An 18,203-nucleotide genomic window follows, 5' to 3' on the forward strand; every position below is an offset into this window, starting at 1 on the left:
ATTGGTATTAGAAATGGGAGCGCCAAATGCGAGCAAGGCTGGGCCAGCTGAGTGATGCCGATGTGCGGCTGCTGCGAGTGTTTATGGTCGTCGTCGAGTGCGGTGGCCTGAGCGCGGCGGAGATGGAGCTCAATATCGGCCGCTCTACCATTAGTCGTCACCTCAAAGATCTGGAAACTCGCTTAGGGCTGGTACTGTGTCGTCGCGGCCGGGCAGGTTTTAGCCTCACCTCCGAGGGGCAGGCCATCTATCAAAGTGCCCAACGGATGCTCAAATCCATTGAGGACTTTCGCCACGAGATTAACGATCTGCATCGCAGCCTACAGGGCCAATTGGTCGTTGCGATGTTCGACAAAGTAGTCAGCAACCCACAGAGCCGGGTCCACCAAGCCATTGCTGACTACGCTGAGCTCGCCCCGCAGGTGATGCTGGATATCCAGGTCGCTCCACTCAATGCGATCGAAAAAGGCGTGCTTGAAGGCCAATATCACTTAGGCATCGTGCCACCATTGCGGCGCTCCCCCAGCTTGCATTACACCCCACTGTTTGAGGAGGTGATGCACCTATACTGCGCGCCGGGCAACCCCTTGTTCTCGATAGAGAACCCCTCACCTAAGCAAGTTCAAGCCCAGCCCTATGCGGGTTTGAGCTTTGCTAGTCCGAACATGGACACCGGTCAGCGCCTTGGCCTGCAAGCCAGCGCCTTATCCAGCGATCAGGAAGGCATCGCGACCTTGATTCGCTCAGGCCACTATGTGGGCTTCTTGCCCGACCACTATGCCCACAGCATGGTACAGCAGGGCTGGCTCAAAGCGATTTCAGCTAAAGCTTACAGTTACAATTGCCAATTCTGTGTAATTCACCGAAAATCCCCAAAACCCTCTCGCTTAGTGCAACACTTTTTGGATGCATTAAGGGAACACCATCAGGCAGCACAATGAATTCAACACCTAAAAACGAAACGGACTCGCAAGATAAACGCCGCCAAGCCCGCATTGAGACGGAAGAGCGAATTCTGCGCGCCGCGGAGTCCTCGTTTGCCCAAAGCGGCTTTCGTGGTACCACGATGGAGCAGATCGCCTCCGCCGCCGGCATGTCAAAGCAGAACATGATCTATTACTACCCCTCGAAAGAGGCCATCTATCACGCAGTTCTCAAGCATATTCTCGATCTATGGCTGGAGCATATGCAGTTCGAAGCCCGTGGCAACGAAACCCCAAAAGAGATTATCGAGTCTTACATCATGGGTAAGCTTGAGATGGCGCGCGACTACCCTGATGCCTCCAAGGTGTTCGCACTGGAGGTCATCGCCGGCGCACCAGTGCTAAAAGATGCCCTTCAAAACGAGCTCAAGCCACTGTTTGACCGCGATATCGCGCTGGTTGAGAGCTGGATCGATGCCGGGCAACTGCGCAAGTTCGACCCGCGCCACTTCTTCTTTACCGTATGGGCTGCTTCGCAAACCTACGCCGATTTTGCCACTCAGGTGAGCCTGATGATGGGCAAACAGCAGCTCGAAGAGCAAGACTACCAAGACGCCGCCAGCTTCCTCGCGGGAATGGTACTGCGCGGCCTGGCCCCTGAGTAAGCAATGTCCAAGGCAAGACCTGTCGATTTACCAGCGCCTGATTTACCAGCGCTTGAGCACGCCCTCAAGCGCTGGCTAGCCGCCCAACCAACTAGCGACCAAGCCCACGATGTTGGCCATATCGAGCGCGTGGTAGTGAGCTGTAAACAGCTGGCTAAACAGGAAAATGCCTCGCTCGAGGTGGTGGTGCCCGCCGCCTGGCTACACGATTGTGTTAGCCTGCCGAAAAACCACCCGCAGCGGGCTCAGGCATCGAGCCTGGCGGCAGAGCGCGCGGCGCAAGTCCTACTAGAGCTCGGCTACCCCAAGGCATTACTGCCAGAGGTTCAGCATGCCATTCGCGCCCATAGCTTCAGTGCTGGCATTCCCTGCGAGACCATTGAGGCCAAAATTCTGCAAGACGCCGATCGCTTAGATGCCCTCGGCGCTATCGGCATCGCGCGCTGCCTGCAAGTCAGCTGCGCGCTGAAACGGCCGCTCTATCACCCCATCGACCCGCTGTGTGAGACGCGCCAACCCGACGATAGCCTGGCAGCCATAGATCATTTCCATACAAAGCTATTTTCATTAAGCGAGAAGATGAACACGGAGTCAGGCAAGGCAGAGGGGGAACGGCGCACACAGTACATGCGGGAGTTCTTGCATCAATTAGGCTCGGAGATAAATGCTGGGGAAGCGTGATAGCTCGCGCACTTACTCGATCACCGCAATGGGCACATCAGGATAGCGGGCGGTAATCGCCAAGTACTCACCGTTACTTTTGATGATCGCTAAACCGTGATTAAAGGCTTGCAGCAGTGTTTGCGCTGATTCAATCTGCTTACCGATCAACAAGTGCACCGAGGCAGTCATCACAAAGTGCCGCGGCACTTGCAGCATCGCCCGCTCCTCGGCAGAAAGCTGGGAGTAGATAAGGGTTTGAGCGACCGAGTAGTCAATCAGTAAGGCATCTATACGCCCTACCAGCAATTTCTTGAAGTTCTGCAGATCGGTGTTCACTTGCTCGATTTTATACTCGCCCTGCTCGCCTCGGCGCCAAAAGGCCTCGTTGTAGGTGTAGCCACGCACCACGCCCACCACCTTGCCTGCTAGCTCATCTAAATCGGTGTACTGCGGTTCACCCTTTAGGCTGATCAGTACGCTGCCACCGTAGACCAGCGGCTCAGAATGCAAAAAATAGAGCTTGCGTTGCTCCTTGTAGGCCCAATAGGAGCTGGCATGATAGACCCCCGCCTGAGTAGTCGCCAAAGCCCGCTGCCAAGGAAGGTAGTCAAACTTGGCCTGATAGCCCGCGTGCAAAAATGCCGCTGCCACGATGGCATTTATCAAGCCGCCATCATCACGTAGCTGTGAGGTAAAGGGCTCGTGTTCTCCGGTAGCGATGCGCACAACTGGCAATCCGGCAGGCTCGGCGGTAGCCTCCGATGCAAACACACAGAGACTCAGCACAAGAGGAGCAAGGGATAACCGCCAAGCAAAACGCTGCGTAAAAGCGTTAGTAAACAGCATAACTGCGTTGGAGGTGAGATGGGAGAGGATGACAATAACCTTATGTCTTTGCTCAAATTAACCTAAGCATAGTCCTCTCTGGAGTGTGTTGAAACCCCGAGCGCCGGTGTTAAATCTTCAGCGCTGTTCCGGGCTTGCCAGCACCATATAGTTAACAGCCAGAGAGCGGCTTTCGCGCCAGCGCTGGCTCAACAGGGAGTAGCGCAGCCCGAGCCAGCGAGTGGCACTTAGTTGGTTCGCGTGCATCATCTGTTCGAGCTCGCCGGGGGTTACAAAAGAGCGCCATTGGTGGGTCCCTTTGGGCAGCCAACCAAGCACATACTCAGCACCGACAATTGCAATCAGGTAGGACAACCAACTACGATTGAGCGTCGCCATCACCAACAAGCCCTGCCGCTTTAGTAAGCTCGCGCAGCAATCCACCAGCGCTCGCTGGGCAACCACATGCTCAATCACCTCGGCGTTAATCACCACATCGAAGCGCAGCTCACTGCCAAGCAGTGATTCCGCTAGCGCCTGACGATAGTCAATGGCCAGCCCCTGCTGCTGCGCCCGCGCCTTGGCAATCGAGATACTGTTGGCGCTGGCATCCACCGCCACCACGTCAGCGCCGAGTCGTGCCAACGGCTCGCTGAGCAGGCCACCGCCGCAGCCAATGTCTAGGATTTGTAAACCCTCCAAGGGAGTGTCACCCGCATCAAGGGCAGCCTGCACCTTCTCGGGTGTATCTAGTATAAAGGGCAACGAGAAGTGCTGGCATACGCCACTGAGGATGGGCACCAGACGGGCACGGTTAAACCGATGGACATGCTTAAACGCGCCTTGTTCGTCCCACCAGAGTGAGGCGAGTTGCTCAAACTTCTCCAACTCCTGCTCAGAGCTGAACCCGCGGAAGGTTCCCACTAACTGATCGCGTCGCTGCACCTGTTTTCTCCAAAAATTGCTTTTGGAATGTTACGAGACAAACTCCGCGTTGGTTCTCTGAGCGAGTGACCTCGCCGCATAAACAAGCGCCTAACTGCCCGCCAAATCTCAGATTTTGATATTTGTCAGCGTCAGCTTTACTTTGGCGGCGTATACTGCGGCGGCACAATAAAAACAGTCACACTGTGAGCTTTCCATGCTATTCAAATTGTTCTCCACCTTCTTTTATCTGGGCGCAGTCACCTTTGGTGGCGGCTATGCCATGATGGCTCTGCTCGAGCATCAACTGGTCGAAAAGCACCGCTGGCTAAGCAGCGAAGAGCTGCTCGAGATTACCGCGATTGCCCAGATAACCCCCGGCACCATCGCCATCAACGCAGCCACCTTTGTCGGTCGCCGGGTGGCTGGCATCCCCGGTGCGATTGTTTCTTCCATCGCCATCGTACTGCCGCCGCTTTTAATTGTTGGCACCCTGGCCAGCTACCTACCGCAGTTCTTCGGCCAGGAGTGGCTACACAACGCCTTTATGGGCATGCGCTATGCCGTAGCGGCACTGATTGCCCATGCGGCGGTATCGATGCTGATGAAAGGGGTCACCTCCAAGCTAGGGCGCGCGCTGTTCCTGCTTGCGCTGGCGATTTTGATCTTCACCCCTATCCACCCACTGCTGATGATTGTGCTGGGCGGCAGCACCGGCATCGCCCTGCATGCGCTGGGTATCATCGGTAACAAGGCAGAGGCATAGAGATGGTATTTGTTGAACTGTTTATCGCCTTCTTCCGCATTGGCCTGTTTAGCTTCGGCGGCGGGCTGGCAATGATCCCGATGTACCTCACCGAGGTGGAAAAACACGGCTGGATGACCCAGCAAGAGTTTATGAACATCGTGGCCCTATCGCAGATGACTCCGGGCCCGATTGCGGTGAACATGGCCAGCTATGTGGGCAGTGGGGCGGCTGGTTTTGCCGGCGCAACCGTGGCCACCTTTGCGCTGGCACTGCCCTCTGTGCTAGCTATTTTGGCGCTCACCAGTGTGCTGCACCGTATTCAGCACAATCCTTGGAAAGAAGCGTTTTTCTTTGGGATAAAATCGGCAGCGATGGCGCTTATCTTCTATGCCGGATGGCTGATTGCCAGTGATACTTTGGCCCTGAGTTTACAAGAGAGTGAGTGGTCAGCCGTGGCGGGAGCACTGGTTGTAGCTGCGGTCTACGCCGCCCGAACCTACCTGCCCAAGGTATCACCGGTACTACTTATCGTCATCGCTGCTTTTGTAGGTTTTTGGGTATTCTAGAAAGGCATTTAGCAGGCTCGATTAACGGCAGCGTAAGCTGCCGTTTTGCGTAATGGCTGAACCTCAGCTACGATGCTCCTCAAATGACGACTTGGTTAAGCAGTGGGTCTCTAGCTCAGTAAAACGCTCGCTGAGCTGGGCTAATAAGCCATCCGCATCTCGATACTCGCTCAGTGCTTTACCAATAATCACATCGCAGTTGTAGGGAATAAACAACGCTTCACCACGCGGTAGCGCCATACCTAAACCACGCATGATAACGGGCGTAATTGGCACACTATCAAGGCGCTTAGCCAGGTGGTAGATGCCCTTTTTAAGAGGGGCTAGCTGCTCTGGTTGGCCCCGCGTTCCTTCCGGAAACAACACCAGTATGTCGCCATGTTCAAGCGCACTCACGCTTTGGTTGAACAGCTTATCCAGTTCGCGTACGTGCTTACGCTCCAAGGGAATAATCCCGATTACCTTTAAAGAGAACCAAGCAAGAAAGCGCGAAGATAAAAAGTAATCGGCCGCAGCCACGGGGCGAACTCGATGGATCTGATGCAAAGGATAAAGGCTCATTAACACCAGTGTATCGAGATGGCTATTATGATTAGCGGCGATAATCGCCGGCCCACTTTGGGGTAGCAAGTTTCGCTGGCGCGTATTTAGACCTAAACCTAACAACACTAAGGGCTTAACTAGCAGCGCAAAAAACAGGACTTTTAGCAGACGATTCATCTTTAATAATACAAGTAATATAAGTAGTGAAAAAACAGTGGGGCGGTATAAATCAGGCTATCTAAACGATCAAGGATCCCACCATGACCAGGAATAAGATGACCACTATCTTTGATTTGAAGGTCACGCTTCACAGAGGAAAGCACCACGTCACCAAAAAAGCCACTGATACCAATAAGCCCTCCGGCAACTAAGCCTTGCAGCATGCTTAATGGCGTTAATAACGGAGCAACTAGCGCGCTACACAAGGTAACAGTGCTAACGCCACCAATTAATCCTTCCCAGGTTTTATTAGGGCTGACCTTCGGAATAAGCTTGTGCTTACCGATACTCTTACCCCAAACAAACTGACAGACATCATTAAACTGAGTCATAAAGAGTAGATAGATCACCAAACCGATCCCACCCGCATTACTGTTTATGGTAGGAAGCGTTAAAAGGTAGGGAATGTGGCTTAGAGAGAACACGGTCAACATAACCGCCCAATGCATACTTCCAGCGGCACGAATAAAGCCTTGTGTATCACCAATCAGCACCATTCGCATCGGTATAAACAGAAACACATACACTGGGATAAAAATGATAAACACCCCATACCAGCCAACTGCTACCCAGTAATACTGAATGGGTATCGACAGATACAGCCAGAACATCACATTACGATCGGTTTGTCGGCTAGGTACGATAGACAAGAACTCTTTCAACGCGAGAAAGCTCAAAAAGCCGAAGAAGACGATGGCCGTCAGGTCGCTCAAGCTCAGCATCAAAAACAGGACTGCAACCATCCACCACCAAGACTGAATGCGTAACTTCAGCTCTTGATAATCCCGCTCAGGGCTTCTAACTCGCTTCACCCAAGTCACCAAAGAAGCAATAACCAGCAAACACAACACTGCCGACATGGCGATTAACGAGTGTGGCGGAACCTTAATCATGCGCTTGCTCCATATAGCGATAGGCCGCTCGAGCCCTGGCGACACAGGTCACTACGCACCCAACCACTATAACCACCAGCGCGGCGAGCAACAGCCGCCCCTGAGCCCAAAAGAGAGGCTCTACAACGCTCAGCAAACAAGCGCCGGTAACTAGCGCCATACGGTGCTGCTTTGCCATTGGCCCGCGAAAGTCACTGGGAGCACCGATACTGGTAGCCAAGGTACGAATGTAAGCGGTTAGCACCGCTAATAATGCTGCAGACCACCCCAAAACCGGCGCGATGGAACAAGAAGAAACCGCGTAGCCTGCGGCAATCAGAATAATAGGGTCGGCAATACGGTCGGGAATATCATTAAAAAGTTCGCCCGAAGGCGTGTGTTTGCCCCCTTCAACCGCAACCATCCCATCAAATAAGTTGCACAGTAATCGGCCTTGGATGCAAATCGCGGCCACCACCGGCAACAAACGCTCCGACCAACCATCCGCATGGGGCCAAGCCAATAACGCCAATGCCGCGAGCATAGCAAACACGACACTAAACATGGATATTTCGTTGGGGGTAATATTACGCTGACTCAACCAACGCGCGGTTGATTTTGCGGCGCCTGCGCTGCGCACTTTTAGCGGTCGCCGAGACTCTAACCCATCCACTCACTTTACTCCTTAACTCTTTGTGACTGCTAATTTTTTATACTGAGATGTAACTTAGAAGCAGTCACCAAACAGAACAAAAATGCCCCCCCTGAAGGGAGGCTAATAGTCGCCATAATTCGCGGCGTAGAAATCAAAAAATGTAACAAGGCCAAACCGCTTCCGGTGATGCAAACTGCGCCCAAGGACGACAGAACGATACGTAGTGGGTGGCTAATCAAGTGGCAAAATAGGTAGCTAACCAGTTTGATCAGAACGAGGGTGATGAGCATGCTTGCAGCGCCTTGCGCCAGCCCCAGTAAACAACGCTGCAAAGGACCAGCGTCGTGGTTTAACCAATAAGCCCATGTTCCCCATATTACGAATGCGCAGACAGCAGAGCAGAATCGATACTCCAAACGCGCTCCCAGTCGCTGCAATAACGCCATCTTTAACAACCAACTCTCCAGCTTCCAAGATCAATAATCAGAAACAAACTGCGCTCGCAAAGCATCGCTCAAGTACCATATCGGCCCCCAATAACCGCTACCGACTGTTGCCTGGAGTCACTGACTTAGGTACTCCAGCCAATCGGAATCGTTTAAACAAAAGCTCAATAGCAAGCTAACGGTTCGAAAGCCAACCAAATCACCACGGCCAAGCTGATTATACTATCACCACGTTTTATCTTTATCTATCATAAGGTTATATAGAAAACGACCGCCGATAAGAAATAGCGAGCATCGTTACGTACGGTATCTATGAGCAAGCTATCGCTTCACGCAAGAGACGCGATGGGTAAACAGCGATAACTGCGGAAAGCCACCCACGTCGATAAGGAATAGTTCATCCAATCCAGCCCGAAACGCGTACACTAGTTCTAGTCAGCAAGTGGAGGCAAGATGCTGGAAATCAAAGGATTAGCGAAAACCTACCCAGGTGGTGAGCAGGCCGTTCTCAGTGAGCTAGCCTTTCAGCTGGCAAGCGGTGAGAGCGCGGCGTTGATGGGTGCCAGTGGTTCAGGCAAGAGCACCCTGCTCCACGTGATTGGCACCCTCGACAGCGCCGACGCCGGGCAGGTGTTGTTCGAAGGCATCGACCTACAGCAGCAAAATGACGCGCAGCGCTGCCAGTTTCGCCGCCAGCAGCTGGGTTTTATCTTTCAACAATACAACCTGCTGCCCACCCTCAATGTACTCGACAATATCCTGTTCCCGCGCCGACTGCTTGGCCTTAGCGATAAGCTATCAACGGTTGATGAACTTATCGCTGCCTTAGACATAGCCCCCTTGCTCAAACGCTGGCCCGAGCAGCTTTCTGGCGGGCAGCAGCAGCGGGTCGCCATCGCCCGAGCGCTTAGCCATCAGCCCAAGCTGTTGCTGGCCGACGAGCCCACCGGCAACCTCGATGAGCAGCTTAGCCAGCAGGTGATGGGGCTGCTTTCAGCGCAAGTTGAGCAGCAAGGCTGCGCGCTGCTGCTGGTAACCCACAGCCGTGAAGCCGCGGCCCACTGCCACCAACACTGGCGCTTACACAATGGTCAGGCCCAACTTTGCGAGCGCCTCGATGATGCCAGCTAGTGCCCTGCTGTGGACCAGCTTGGCGCTGTGGCGCCACTATCTGCGTCACCCTTTGCAGCTACTGCTATTGCTAGTGGGGGCCTGCTCGGGCGTGGTGATGATCGTCGGCGTACAGCTACTCAATCAGCAGGCCAAAGACAGCTACCAAGACGGCGAGCAGTTGCTTGGCCTGCAGCCCGCGGCCTACCTACAAGCAGAGTTTGGGCAAAGCCCGCTGCCTCAATCCGCCTACATCTGGCTACGCCGGCAAGGCTTTGATTCACTGGTGCCGATACTGCAGGGATCCTTGGCACTGGCCGAAGGTCAGATTGTCACGCTGATTGGCAGCGACCCGCTATCCAGTTTTCACTATCAAAGTACCAACAATGCAGCCCGCGATAGCTCCAGTGACAATCAGTTAGATATTGGCAGCTTTACCCTACCGCCCTATCAGATTTTGGTCAGTCGTGAACGTGCTAAGCAGCTCGGCTGGCAAGACGATACCGATGTATACAGCGCTGATGGCCGAAAACTCGCCCAGTGGCAGGCGGCGGATGAACAGGCGCTCGGCCATCAACTATGGGTCGACATCGGCTACGCCCAACAACTGCTCGGCCAGCCTCGGCTACTTAGCCAGATTGCGGTGCTTGATAATGAGCAAGCCGGACGCCTCAGCGAACTTCTGCCCGAGCTGAACCAGCGCTTTCCCTTCGATAGCCATTGGCAGCTTAGCTATCCCAGCTCGCCACTGGCGCTGGAGCAGATGGCCCAGCCACTGCACCTGAACTTGCGAGCCTTGGGGCTGCTGTCTTGGTTAGTGGGCTGCTTTATCGTGTTCAATGCTATTAGTTTTGCCCTGCAGGATCGCCGCCGCTTGCTGCATCAGCTGTTTCAAGCCGGGGTGACCCGTCAGCGCCTTGCGGCACTGCTAATCACTGAACAGGTGCTGCTGTGCGCAGTGGTAATTATCTTATCGGCACCGCTGAGCTGGCTGCTGGCCGAACAGCTGCTGCCAGCATTGGGGCGCTCACTCGCTCAGATATACGCGATCAACATCGATTATCGCTTCGCCTGGCGCAGCGATATCGTACTCTACAGCGCCATCGCCGGTGGCTGCGCCTTTTTACTGGCCGCACTGTTCCCACTGCGTAGCGCCATCAAACAGATTGCCCAGCGCCCGGCCGCAGATCTAGCCCCACAGCGCGGACAACGCCCCGAAGTGTTGGCGGGTATAGCGCTACTAGTGCTGTGCGTTGTGCTTGATTTGCTGGGACGATACACCCAGTGGGCGCTGCCACTTGGCTACCTGACACTGGCCTTGCTATTGCTGGGCAGTGGCTTGGTGGTACCCGCATTGTTGGTTGGCTTACTCAAACGCTTGCCGAGTCGATTAGCCTCGCGCCTACCGCTGCAGCACTGGTCCTTGGGCGAGCTAGGCTGGCAGCTCAGTCGCAGCAAGCTGGCACTACTGGCCCTGGTATTGGCATTGACCGCCAATGTCGGCCTTAACACCATGGTAGGCAGCTTTCGCCAAGCCGTGAGCGCTTGGCTCGACCAACGCTTGGTGGCTGATATCTACCTGCGCCCGGAGCAGGCCCAACCTCCATGGCTAAGCAAGCTACAGCAGCAAGATGTGACCTTGATTAGCCGGCGCAGCGTTTCACTCGACTATGGCATACAAGGACTGGAGGTAGTGGCACTGGACCGCCACCCACGCTTGCAGGACTCGATTTTAGATGCGCCGTTAAGTGAGCAGCAGCGACAACTGCTGGAGAACGGCCAAGGCCTGCTGATCAACCAACGGCTGCAACTGTTAGCTGGCGTGGCAATTGGCGATAACCTGCGCTTAGATAGCCAAGACTATCAAGTGCTGGCGGTCTACGCAGACTATGGCAATCCACGTTTTCAGGTGTTCCTCGATATTGAGGTGTTTGCCAAACGTTGGCCGGGTGCCCGCGATGAGGGCATCGCACTCATGCTAGACAAGCCCAGTGAGCGAGCCGATTGGCTGCGTCGCTTGGTCGATGACTACGGCTTATCGCCCACGCAGATTATCGACCAGCAACAGATCCGCAGTATCGCCCTTAAGGTGTTCGAGCAAACCTTTGTAGCCACCAGCGCACTAAACCTGCTTACCTTGTTGATTGCCGCCTTGGGGCTCGCCTGTAACCTGCTGTTATTGGCCCAGCGACGCCGTTGTGGCCTGGCATTGCTGCACTCGATGGGCGTACAGCAATCCAGCTTAAAGCGGGTCAACTTGGCCCATTGGGGGTTACTCGGGGCGGTGAGCTGCCTGTTGGCACTCCCGCTGGGTATTGGCCTGGCTTGGCTGTTGATTAAGCGCCTCAACGTCTATGGTTTTGGCTGGGACTATCCACTGGTGTTGGCCAGCAGCAACTACCTGCAGATGGTGCTACTTAGCGCTGCTGTATGTGTATTGTGCGCCTGGCTGGCACAAAAACGTATTCATTGGCAGAACCTGCCCAATGAGCTAGGGAGTGGCAATTGAGACAAGTAGTGTATACAAGTCGCCGGCTATGGATCACCGCTATCCTCGTGGTTTTAGTGTTGTTGCTAGTGTATTCGTGGCTACCCCTTGGCGATGACAGTGCTCCGCCCACCCTGCAGTCTCAGCCTCAGTCACACGAACAGCCGTCGCGCAGCCGCGATGCCAGCCTACTTTCTGCCAACTCGCAAGGTTATGCCCAAGCAAAGCCGGGAACAGCGCTGGAGTTTCCCCGCGACCACGGTGAGCATCCTGCCTATCGTATCGAATGGTGGTACTTAACCGGTAATCTGGAAGATGACCAAGGGCGGCGCTACGGCGTACAGTACACCCTGTTTCGCTTGGCCTTGGCCGAACCCGACAAAGAAGGCCAACTCAGCTGCGAAGACTGGCGCTGCGGCCAGATGTATATGGCCCACGCGGCTTTAGGCTCAGCGGATTCCCACCGCTTTAAAGAGAAGTTCAGCCGTGGCGGCGTCGGCCTGGTCGATGTGCGAAGCCAACCGTTTAGCGCCTCCATCGAGCACTGGCGCTTTGCCAGTGAGGGCGAGGAGTTACTGCCGATTCAGCTTAACGTCAACGAAGCTGATTTTAGCTACAACCTGAGGGTAAGCGGTGATAGCAGACCAGTACTGCACGGCGACGGCGGATTCAGTCAAAAACACCCCAGCCAAACCGTCGGCTCGTACTATTACAGCCTCCCCCAACTTACGCTGGATGGCGAGATTGACATTGGTGAAGGACCAATCAAGGTGAGCGGCGAGGCTTGGGTCGACCGCGAATGGAGCTCGCAATACCTTAGCGAAGAGCAACTTGGTTGGGACTGGCTGTCGCTCCACTTAGAAGACGGCCAAGCGCTAATGGCCTTTCGCTTGCGCCAACGCGATGGTAATCATTACATCTATGGCTCGCTGATTGATGCCAGCGGTAATGTCACTGCGCTCGATGGTGAACAGCTGATAATGCGACCTCTAGAGACGAGTGAGGTACTGCGAAATTTTCAAACGAAGTACTCTGCGCTAGCCAGCCACTTTACAACAGTGCCCACTCGATGGGCCTTAAGTCTGCCACAGCACCAATTAGAGCTGACTGTAGAAGCGCTTAACCCGCAACAATGGATGGATACCCTGTTCCCCTATTGGGAAGGCGCCGTTTATTGCCAGCCCCAAAGCCAGTGTCGAGGCTATCTGGAAATGACCGGATACTAAGCAAACACCTAGCAGCAAAGCCGGACTACAATCTTGGAGCTCGCTCACACTATAAGGCAACCTATCAACTGGAGATTCATGCTAAATACGGTAACGTTAGCAGGCTCACAAGGAGCAAAGTTCGTAAAACCTAAACCAATTTCAACAATGGCTAGTCGGGCCAGAGTTACTTAACTTTTAGACAAAATGGGAGCGCGTCCAGTAACGGGCTCATCAATAACGAAACCTAAACAAGAGAGAGCCAATGAGTTTTCCAGAACAGTTTATTTGGGGCGCAGCCGCCGCCAGCTATCAGATTGAGGGGAATACCCAGGGCGTCGACGGATGTGGCGACTCGGTGTGGGATATGTGTTGTCGCCGCGACGGCTTCGTAAAAGGCGGTGACACCGGCTTTGTCGCCTGCGATCACTACAACCGCTTTGAAGAAGATGTCGCCATCATGAAGAAGATGGGGCTCAAGGCTTATCGCTTCAGCATTATGTGGCCACGTGTGATGCCCAATGGCACTGGCGAGGTGAACGAAGCCGGCCTTGCTTTCTACGACAAGCTGATCGATACCTTGTTGGCTAACGATATCGAACCATGGATTACCCTATTCCACTGGGACTACCCCACTGCCCTGTTCCACCGTGGCGGCTGGCTGAATGATGAGTCCAGCGATTGGTTCGCTGACTATGTGCGTATCGTTGTTGAGCGCTACTCCGACCGAGTTAAGAACTGGTTTACCCTGAATGAGCCTCAGTGCTTTATTGGTTTGGGCCATCAAGACGGCAACCATGCACCGGGTTTGCAACTGGCCCATGGCGAGATCAATCGCGCCTGGCATAACACCATGCTGGCCCACGGCAAAGCTGTAAGCATTTTGCGCAACGAAGCCAAACTGCCTGCTAAGGTAGGCGCAGCGCCTTGCTTCCGCACCTATGTACCCGCATCAGATAAGCCAGAAGATATTGAAGCTGCTCGTCAAGCCACCTTTGCGGTAAGCGAAAAACACATGTTCCAAGCAAGCTGGTTTATGGACCCGATTACCAAGGGTGAGTACCCCGCTGATGGCATGGCGCTATATGGCGATGATGCCCCCGTCGTCAAATCCGGTGACATGGCGCTTATCTGCCAAGAGCTGGATTTTGTCGGTTACAACGTATACGAGTCTGCGACCGTTCGCGCCGGTGAAGATGGCAAGCCCGAGTTGGTAGACTACCCCAATGACTATCCTCGCACCCACTTCGACTGGCCGGTAACGCCCGAGTCGTTGCGCTGGGGCAGCCAGTTCCTGTACGAACGTTACGGCAAGCCTATCATCGTGACCGAGAACGGCCTAAGCACCAACGATTGGGTGGGCGTAGACGGCAAAGTGAACGACTATGGTCGCATCGACTTCCTAACCCGCTACCTGCGTGGTTTACACCAAAGCATCGAAGCTGGCACCGAAGTACTGGGTTACTTCCAGTGGTCGATTATGGACAACTTCGAGTGGGCAGCAGGCTACAGCCAGCGCTTTGGCTTGGTGCATATCGACTATGCCACGCAGAAACGGACCATGAAGCAGTCAGCATACTGGTACGGCGAGCAGATTGCCTCTAACGGAGCTCAACTGATTGGTAAAGAAGCACGAGAGTGCTGGCCAGAAGTGGAGAGCTACGGCAGCAATATCGGCCGATAAGCGCTCATAAACAACAAAGCCCCAATAATTGGGGCTTTCACGTCAGAGAATGGCTACTTGGCTTCTAAAGCTAGGTAGCTTTTTTATTCCATCTCAATTTACTTAATGTTCAGATTTTGCCTCTCCTCCTTGAACGTAAAACGAGTCTGTGTTGAAAGCAACAACTCCAGAGGTGGTTGTGCCTGTAGAGCCGGTCGCAGCGGTGATAGGAAAGGCTTCCAAAGAACGTTAATCTATGTGGGGGAACAGGAAGTAATCACAGGACCCAATGGTACCGGCAAGATCGACGAGGAAGGGTTTCACTGTACCCGAACAAGAGCAACACTTCTCGGTGAGAGATATCGCATTTATGGTATGGAACCACATCGCAATAAGTAAACCTACGGTTAGTGAAGCTTGTTGAGAGATGTTCGTAGTAGAGAGGGGGGAGGAAGTGCTTTACAAAACTAGCGTTGAAAACAGCCTATTTATTATGGGATTGTACTTGTTTGTTGGTGGTCATTTGGCATGGGGAATGATACAGATGAAGGACTGGAGTTGGTCGTCATTACTGCCCGCAGCCTTATCTATTGTGATTCTTTTGTCGTTATATTTTCGAGTCTCTTTTTTGAAAGGGCTCTTGCAGACATGGTCAGGACTCCTTTCAATAATGTTACTTGGTAGAGTAATTCAATGGTTCTATGGCCATCGGGCTGGCATTTATAGCGAACTGGGGTTTGGTTTTTATCACAATTTCTTAGTGTTGGTCTGTGCGATTTTGATTTTTTGGGCTTCGCAACGTTTTATTTTAAAAACCTAGCTGAGTTGTTCCTTCTAAATATGCTGAAGGCTCAGCCCCTTGAGTTGTTTAGCATTTCTATGGTGTGCCAGCAGCTACGCGGTTGATAAGCCATATAAATCGACAGGATAAAAAAGGGCTACCCATACTTTCTCATGAGCAGCCACAGTTTCACTTTATTGCTCGACCTTTTGGGCTTTTTATCGCAACCAGAGCTTAAGAAAACTTAGCGTCTTTTAGCTTTTTAGCGAGCTGGCGGCGCTCAGCAGAGAGTTCAGCATTCTTGATGGTGTATTCATCGACACGGTCTTCATAGTCACCACGCATATTCTCGATGATGATTTTGACTTCCTCGACGCTCATGTCTGATTGGATGTAGTTGTTCAGGTTATCGAGCAGCTCAACCCGCTTGCTGTTGTCGCGGATCTTCTTCTCGATATCGGTCATTTCCCGTTTTAGTTTGTTGCGGCGACGGCTCATCGATACCAGCTCTAATACGCGTGCAACCTGCTCTGCATTCTTCTTATCCATCACGTTTCCTCGGTGACAACTCTCGAACCGGTGGGAAGGCGCAAGCCCACCACCAAATAATTACTCGAAAGAGTATATCAAGCGCTGACCAAGAGAAAACACGCAAACTGTATCAGCGGGGTTACATAACGCTGGAGCGCTGACCGTTACTTTTTACGTCGCAGTAGCAACAAGCCTAACAACCCAGCCATGAGTGCCGCTACCGGTGGTTCATTAACATCGCTCACCACCCGCCCACGAACCTGTTGTAACGGCGTCACCACCACGGTGTGATTATCACTTTCAAAGTTGGAGCCATAAAAACGGATGCTCTCAATCCGCGATTGCTGATCGGTGGCAAACAAGTTGACGAAAGCGTAAGGCTCGCGCTTGTTTTTCCCCAAGTAGTTGGTATTGGGATTCCCCATATGCGCATCACTAAGGGCCTCTGCATCGTAGATAGCTTGAGTGGTGAAGTGATGGCTGTTGTTTAAGGTGTCTACATCGAGCAGGTTTCCGCCATCTCCGGCGCTCCACCAAAAACCGAAATAGCTAATCGGCTGGTCGAAAACAAGTTCAATTTGGTTGCCTCCTCGGGAAGTAAACAAATAGTTGCCCTCCCCATCTGCGCCACCGTACTGGCCGTGAGGTACGATATTGCCCGAACCACTTAACACCGAGTAGGTACCGATCTCCGTCTCTACATCTTCGACAAAGCTACCCTCGCCCCACTCATCAAAGTTCTCAACTATCTTCGTGCCGGTGACTTGAGAGTCTTGGATCCCAGCCTCTTCGATGGTCAGTATCAGACCAGCATGGGCTGACGCTGACATGGCAAGCCAAGCAAATGCTGCTGTCGCAATGTGAGACAGGCGCGCTGTTAGGTTAGTGTCTTGCTGCATATCGTTCTCCCGTATGTGCAATAGCGTCACACAGGATGTAGAGCAATTCCCGTTCCAAGCGAACTCTTTAAAATTACCTATATTTTTCAGTGAATTAGTGAACTCGCATAATGCGAAAACCGCTAACAGCGAAGGAATGGCTGTTGCAATTTGCAATTACAGAACTAGACCAATAAATACTCCGTGAACCGAGCACGACCAAACCGCAGGCACAAAAAAAGCTGCCCGGAGGCAGCTTAAATTCAGGCTAATGAAGCGACGTTTAGTCCTTGTTGTACTTGGCAGTACGAGGGAAGGCTACGCCGTCTTTGTCAAACAGGTAACAGGCGTCGGTAGGCAGACCTACTTTCAGCTCTTGGCCCGCTTCTGCAGGGAACTCTGGGCGTGCTTTAAAGGTAAAGTCGTTGCCATCTACGTCCATGTACACGTAAGACTCCGAGCCCAAGTGCTCAGTAACCTGCACGGTACCGGTGATTTGACAATCAGCGTGCGCGTGGCCCACTTCTACCAAGTGCTCAGGACGGCAGCCTAGCTCAACCTTGTCACCAACTTGCGCAGAGCTGGTGTCTACCGCAGCAACGATCTCATCACCCGTGTACAGGCGGATACGGCTAGTCTTGTCGCCTTTCTCAACCAGCTCACCGGCCAGGAAGTTCATCTTCGGCGAACCGATGAAGCCTGCAACGAACTTGTTGGCAGGGTTGTGGTATAGCTCTAGTGGCTCACCGAACTGCTCAAGGTTAGTTGGCGCATCAGGGTTGAGCGGGCTTAGTACCACAATCTTGTCGGCCAGGGTCATTGCTTCCACCTGGTCGTGGGTTACGTAGATGATGGTTGAGTTTAGCTCTTTGTGTAGCTTGGCAATCTCGATACGCATCTTCACACGCAGCGCTGCATCCAGGTTAGACAGAGGTTCGTCGAACAGGAATACGCTTGGTTGTTGAACGATACAACGGCCAATTGCTACACGCTGACGCTGACCACCACTTAGCTCTTTAGGCTTACGGTCCAGCAGCGGGGTTAGGCCCAAGATGTCAGAGGCGTGGTCAACACGCTCGTCGATGGTTTTCTTGTCCAGCTTCTTCAGCTTAAGGCCGAAATTCATGTTTTCGCGCAGATCCATGTGTGGATACAGTGCATAAGACTGGAACACCATACCTACGTTACGGTCTACCGGTGGAACGTCGTTCATGTAGTTGCCACCGATCTTCAGCTCACCGCTGGTGATGTCTTCCAGACCCGCAATCATACGTAGCAGGGTTGATTTACCACAACCTGATGGACCTACGAATACGATGAACTCTCCGTTTGCGATGTTTAGGTTGATGTCACGCAGGGTGTCCTGGTGAATTGCCGGGTCATAGTTTTTACGTACGTTGTTTAGAATTACTTCAGCCATTCTCAGCTCCAATATAAACAGCGCTGTGCTGCTTAATCGTTTAAATCTTGTGTTACCGGGCCGCGCTACGGCCCGCCT

18 protein-coding genes are annotated in these 18,203 nt (G+C 53.2%); 10 read left to right on the forward strand and 8 right to left on the reverse strand.

What is annotated here, in order from left to right:
* The first annotated feature begins 26 nt into the window (after window positions 1–26).
* Genes G461_RS0117110 through G461_RS0117120 form a run of 3 tightly spaced genes read left to right on the forward strand, consistent with a single transcriptional unit; the run spans window position 27 to window position 2,269 of the window.
* Window positions 27–941: a LysR family transcriptional regulator gene (locus tag G461_RS0117110; RefSeq protein ID WP_026972763.1), complete on the forward strand. Its 915-nt coding sequence runs from the start codon at window positions 27–29 to the stop codon at window positions 939–941.
* Complete coding sequence (locus G461_RS0117115; protein ID WP_026960275.1) at window positions 938–1,588, forward strand: TetR family transcriptional regulator C-terminal domain-containing protein; 651 nt, start codon at window positions 938–940, stop codon at window positions 1,586–1,588. Before G461_RS0117110 ends, G461_RS0117115 begins: the two co-directional genes overlap by 4 nt.
* 3 nt (window positions 1,589–1,591) lie before the next feature.
* Window positions 1,592–2,269, forward strand: a complete 678-nt coding sequence (locus G461_RS0117120) for an HD domain-containing protein (protein ID WP_026972764.1) — start codon at window positions 1,592–1,594, stop codon at window positions 2,267–2,269.
* 12 nt (window positions 2,270–2,281) lie between these two features.
* On the opposite strand, the gene G461_RS0117125 is transcribed toward G461_RS0117120, so the two are convergent.
* Together G461_RS0117125 and ubiG are read right to left on the reverse strand one after the other, a co-directional pair.
* A complete protein-coding gene (locus tag G461_RS0117125; protein ID WP_169727274.1) occupies window positions 2,282–3,022 on the reverse strand; it encodes a substrate-binding periplasmic protein in 741 nt (246 codons plus the stop codon).
* Between the two features lie 192 nt (window positions 3,023–3,214).
* The gene (ubiG, locus tag G461_RS0117130) at window positions 3,215–4,021 is read right to left on the reverse strand and encodes a bifunctional 2-polyprenyl-6-hydroxyphenol methylase/3-demethylubiquinol 3-O-methyltransferase UbiG (RefSeq protein WP_051333642.1); all 807 of its coding nucleotides are present in this window, start codon (window positions 4,019–4,021) and stop codon (window positions 3,215–3,217) included.
* Window positions 4,022–4,217: 196 nt separating this feature from the next.
* Here ubiG and G461_RS24590 point away from each other — a divergent pair, with 196 nt between their 5' ends.
* Window positions 4,218–4,766: a chromate transporter gene (locus G461_RS24590; RefSeq protein WP_051333643.1), complete on the forward strand. Its 549-nt coding sequence runs from the start codon at window positions 4,218–4,220 to the stop codon at window positions 4,764–4,766.
* Window positions 4,767–4,768: 2 nt separating this feature from the next.
* Complete coding sequence (locus tag G461_RS0117140; RefSeq protein ID WP_026972767.1) at window positions 4,769–5,314, forward strand: chromate transporter; 546 nt, start codon at window positions 4,769–4,771, stop codon at window positions 5,312–5,314.
* A 63-nt stretch (window positions 5,315–5,377) separates the two neighbouring features.
* On the opposite strand, the gene G461_RS0117145 is transcribed toward G461_RS0117140, so the two are convergent.
* The 3 genes from G461_RS0117145 to G461_RS0117155 are packed head-to-tail and all read right to left on the reverse strand — an operon-like array spanning window position 5,378 to window position 7,621.
* Complete coding sequence (locus G461_RS0117145; protein ID WP_026972768.1) at window positions 5,378–6,034, reverse strand: lysophospholipid acyltransferase family protein; 657 nt, start codon at window positions 6,032–6,034, stop codon at window positions 5,378–5,380.
* 2 nt (window positions 6,035–6,036) lie between these two features.
* A complete protein-coding gene (locus tag G461_RS0117150) occupies window positions 6,037–6,969 on the reverse strand; it encodes a phosphatidate cytidylyltransferase (RefSeq protein WP_026972769.1) in 933 nt (310 codons plus the stop codon).
* Window positions 6,962–7,621, reverse strand: a complete 660-nt coding sequence (locus G461_RS0117155) for a CDP-alcohol phosphatidyltransferase family protein (RefSeq protein ID WP_026972770.1) — start codon at window positions 7,619–7,621, stop codon at window positions 6,962–6,964. Before G461_RS0117155 ends, G461_RS0117150 begins: the two co-directional genes overlap by 8 nt.
* Before the next feature lie 881 nt (window positions 7,622–8,502).
* Between G461_RS0117155 and G461_RS24595 the strand changes: the two genes are divergently transcribed.
* The 5 genes from G461_RS24595 (at window position 8,503) to G461_RS0117180 (ending at window position 15,335) form a co-directional block, all read left to right on the forward strand.
* Window positions 8,503–9,180 (forward strand): ABC transporter ATP-binding protein, encoded by a 678-nt coding sequence (locus G461_RS24595; protein WP_035480491.1) that lies wholly within the window; start codon window positions 8,503–8,505, stop codon window positions 9,178–9,180.
* On the forward strand, window positions 9,167–11,668 hold the full coding sequence (locus tag G461_RS0117165; protein ID WP_026972771.1) for an ABC transporter permease: 2,502 nt from the start codon (window positions 9,167–9,169) through the stop codon (window positions 11,666–11,668). The genes G461_RS24595 and G461_RS0117165 overlap by 14 nt, the downstream gene beginning before the upstream one ends.
* Window positions 11,669–11,676: 8 nt before the next feature.
* Window positions 11,677–12,873, forward strand: a complete 1,197-nt coding sequence (locus G461_RS0117170) for a lipocalin-like domain-containing protein (RefSeq protein ID WP_169727275.1) — start codon at window positions 11,677–11,679, stop codon at window positions 12,871–12,873.
* Window positions 12,874–13,117: 244 nt separating this feature from the next.
* Window positions 13,118–14,536, forward strand: a complete 1,419-nt coding sequence (locus G461_RS24600; RefSeq protein ID WP_051333645.1) for a GH1 family beta-glucosidase — start codon at window positions 13,118–13,120, stop codon at window positions 14,534–14,536.
* 406 nt (window positions 14,537–14,942) lie between these two features.
* On the forward strand, window positions 14,943–15,335 hold the full coding sequence (locus tag G461_RS0117180; protein WP_026972773.1) for a hypothetical protein: 393 nt from the start codon (window positions 14,943–14,945) through the stop codon (window positions 15,333–15,335).
* 195 nt (window positions 15,336–15,530) lie between these two features.
* Here G461_RS0117180 and G461_RS0117185 read toward each other — a convergent pair whose 3' ends face one another.
* The 3 genes from G461_RS0117185 to G461_RS0117195 all read right to left on the reverse strand — a co-directional run bounded on the left by G461_RS0117185 (window position 15,531) and on the right by G461_RS0117195 (window position 18,125).
* Window positions 15,531–15,845 carry a DUF496 family protein gene (locus tag G461_RS0117185; RefSeq protein ID WP_026960285.1) on the reverse strand — a complete coding sequence of 105 codons (315 nt, stop codon included), beginning with the start codon at window positions 15,843–15,845 and terminating at the stop codon, window positions 15,531–15,533.
* Between the two features lie 146 nt (window positions 15,846–15,991).
* Entirely contained in the window at window positions 15,992–16,726 is a 735-nt protein-coding gene (locus tag G461_RS25630; RefSeq protein WP_026972774.1) for an Npun_F0296 family exosortase-dependent surface protein, read from the reverse strand.
* A gap of 262 nt (window positions 16,727–16,988) precedes the next feature.
* A complete protein-coding gene (locus G461_RS0117195) occupies window positions 16,989–18,125 on the reverse strand; it encodes an ABC transporter ATP-binding protein (protein ID WP_026960191.1) in 1,137 nt (378 codons plus the stop codon).
* Between the last annotated feature and the right edge of the window lie 78 nt (window positions 18,126–18,203).

Source organism: Aliagarivorans marinus DSM 23064, from assembly GCF_000429485.1.
In the GTDB taxonomy this organism is placed as follows: domain Bacteria; phylum Pseudomonadota; class Gammaproteobacteria; order Enterobacterales; family Celerinatantimonadaceae; genus Aliagarivorans; species Aliagarivorans marinus.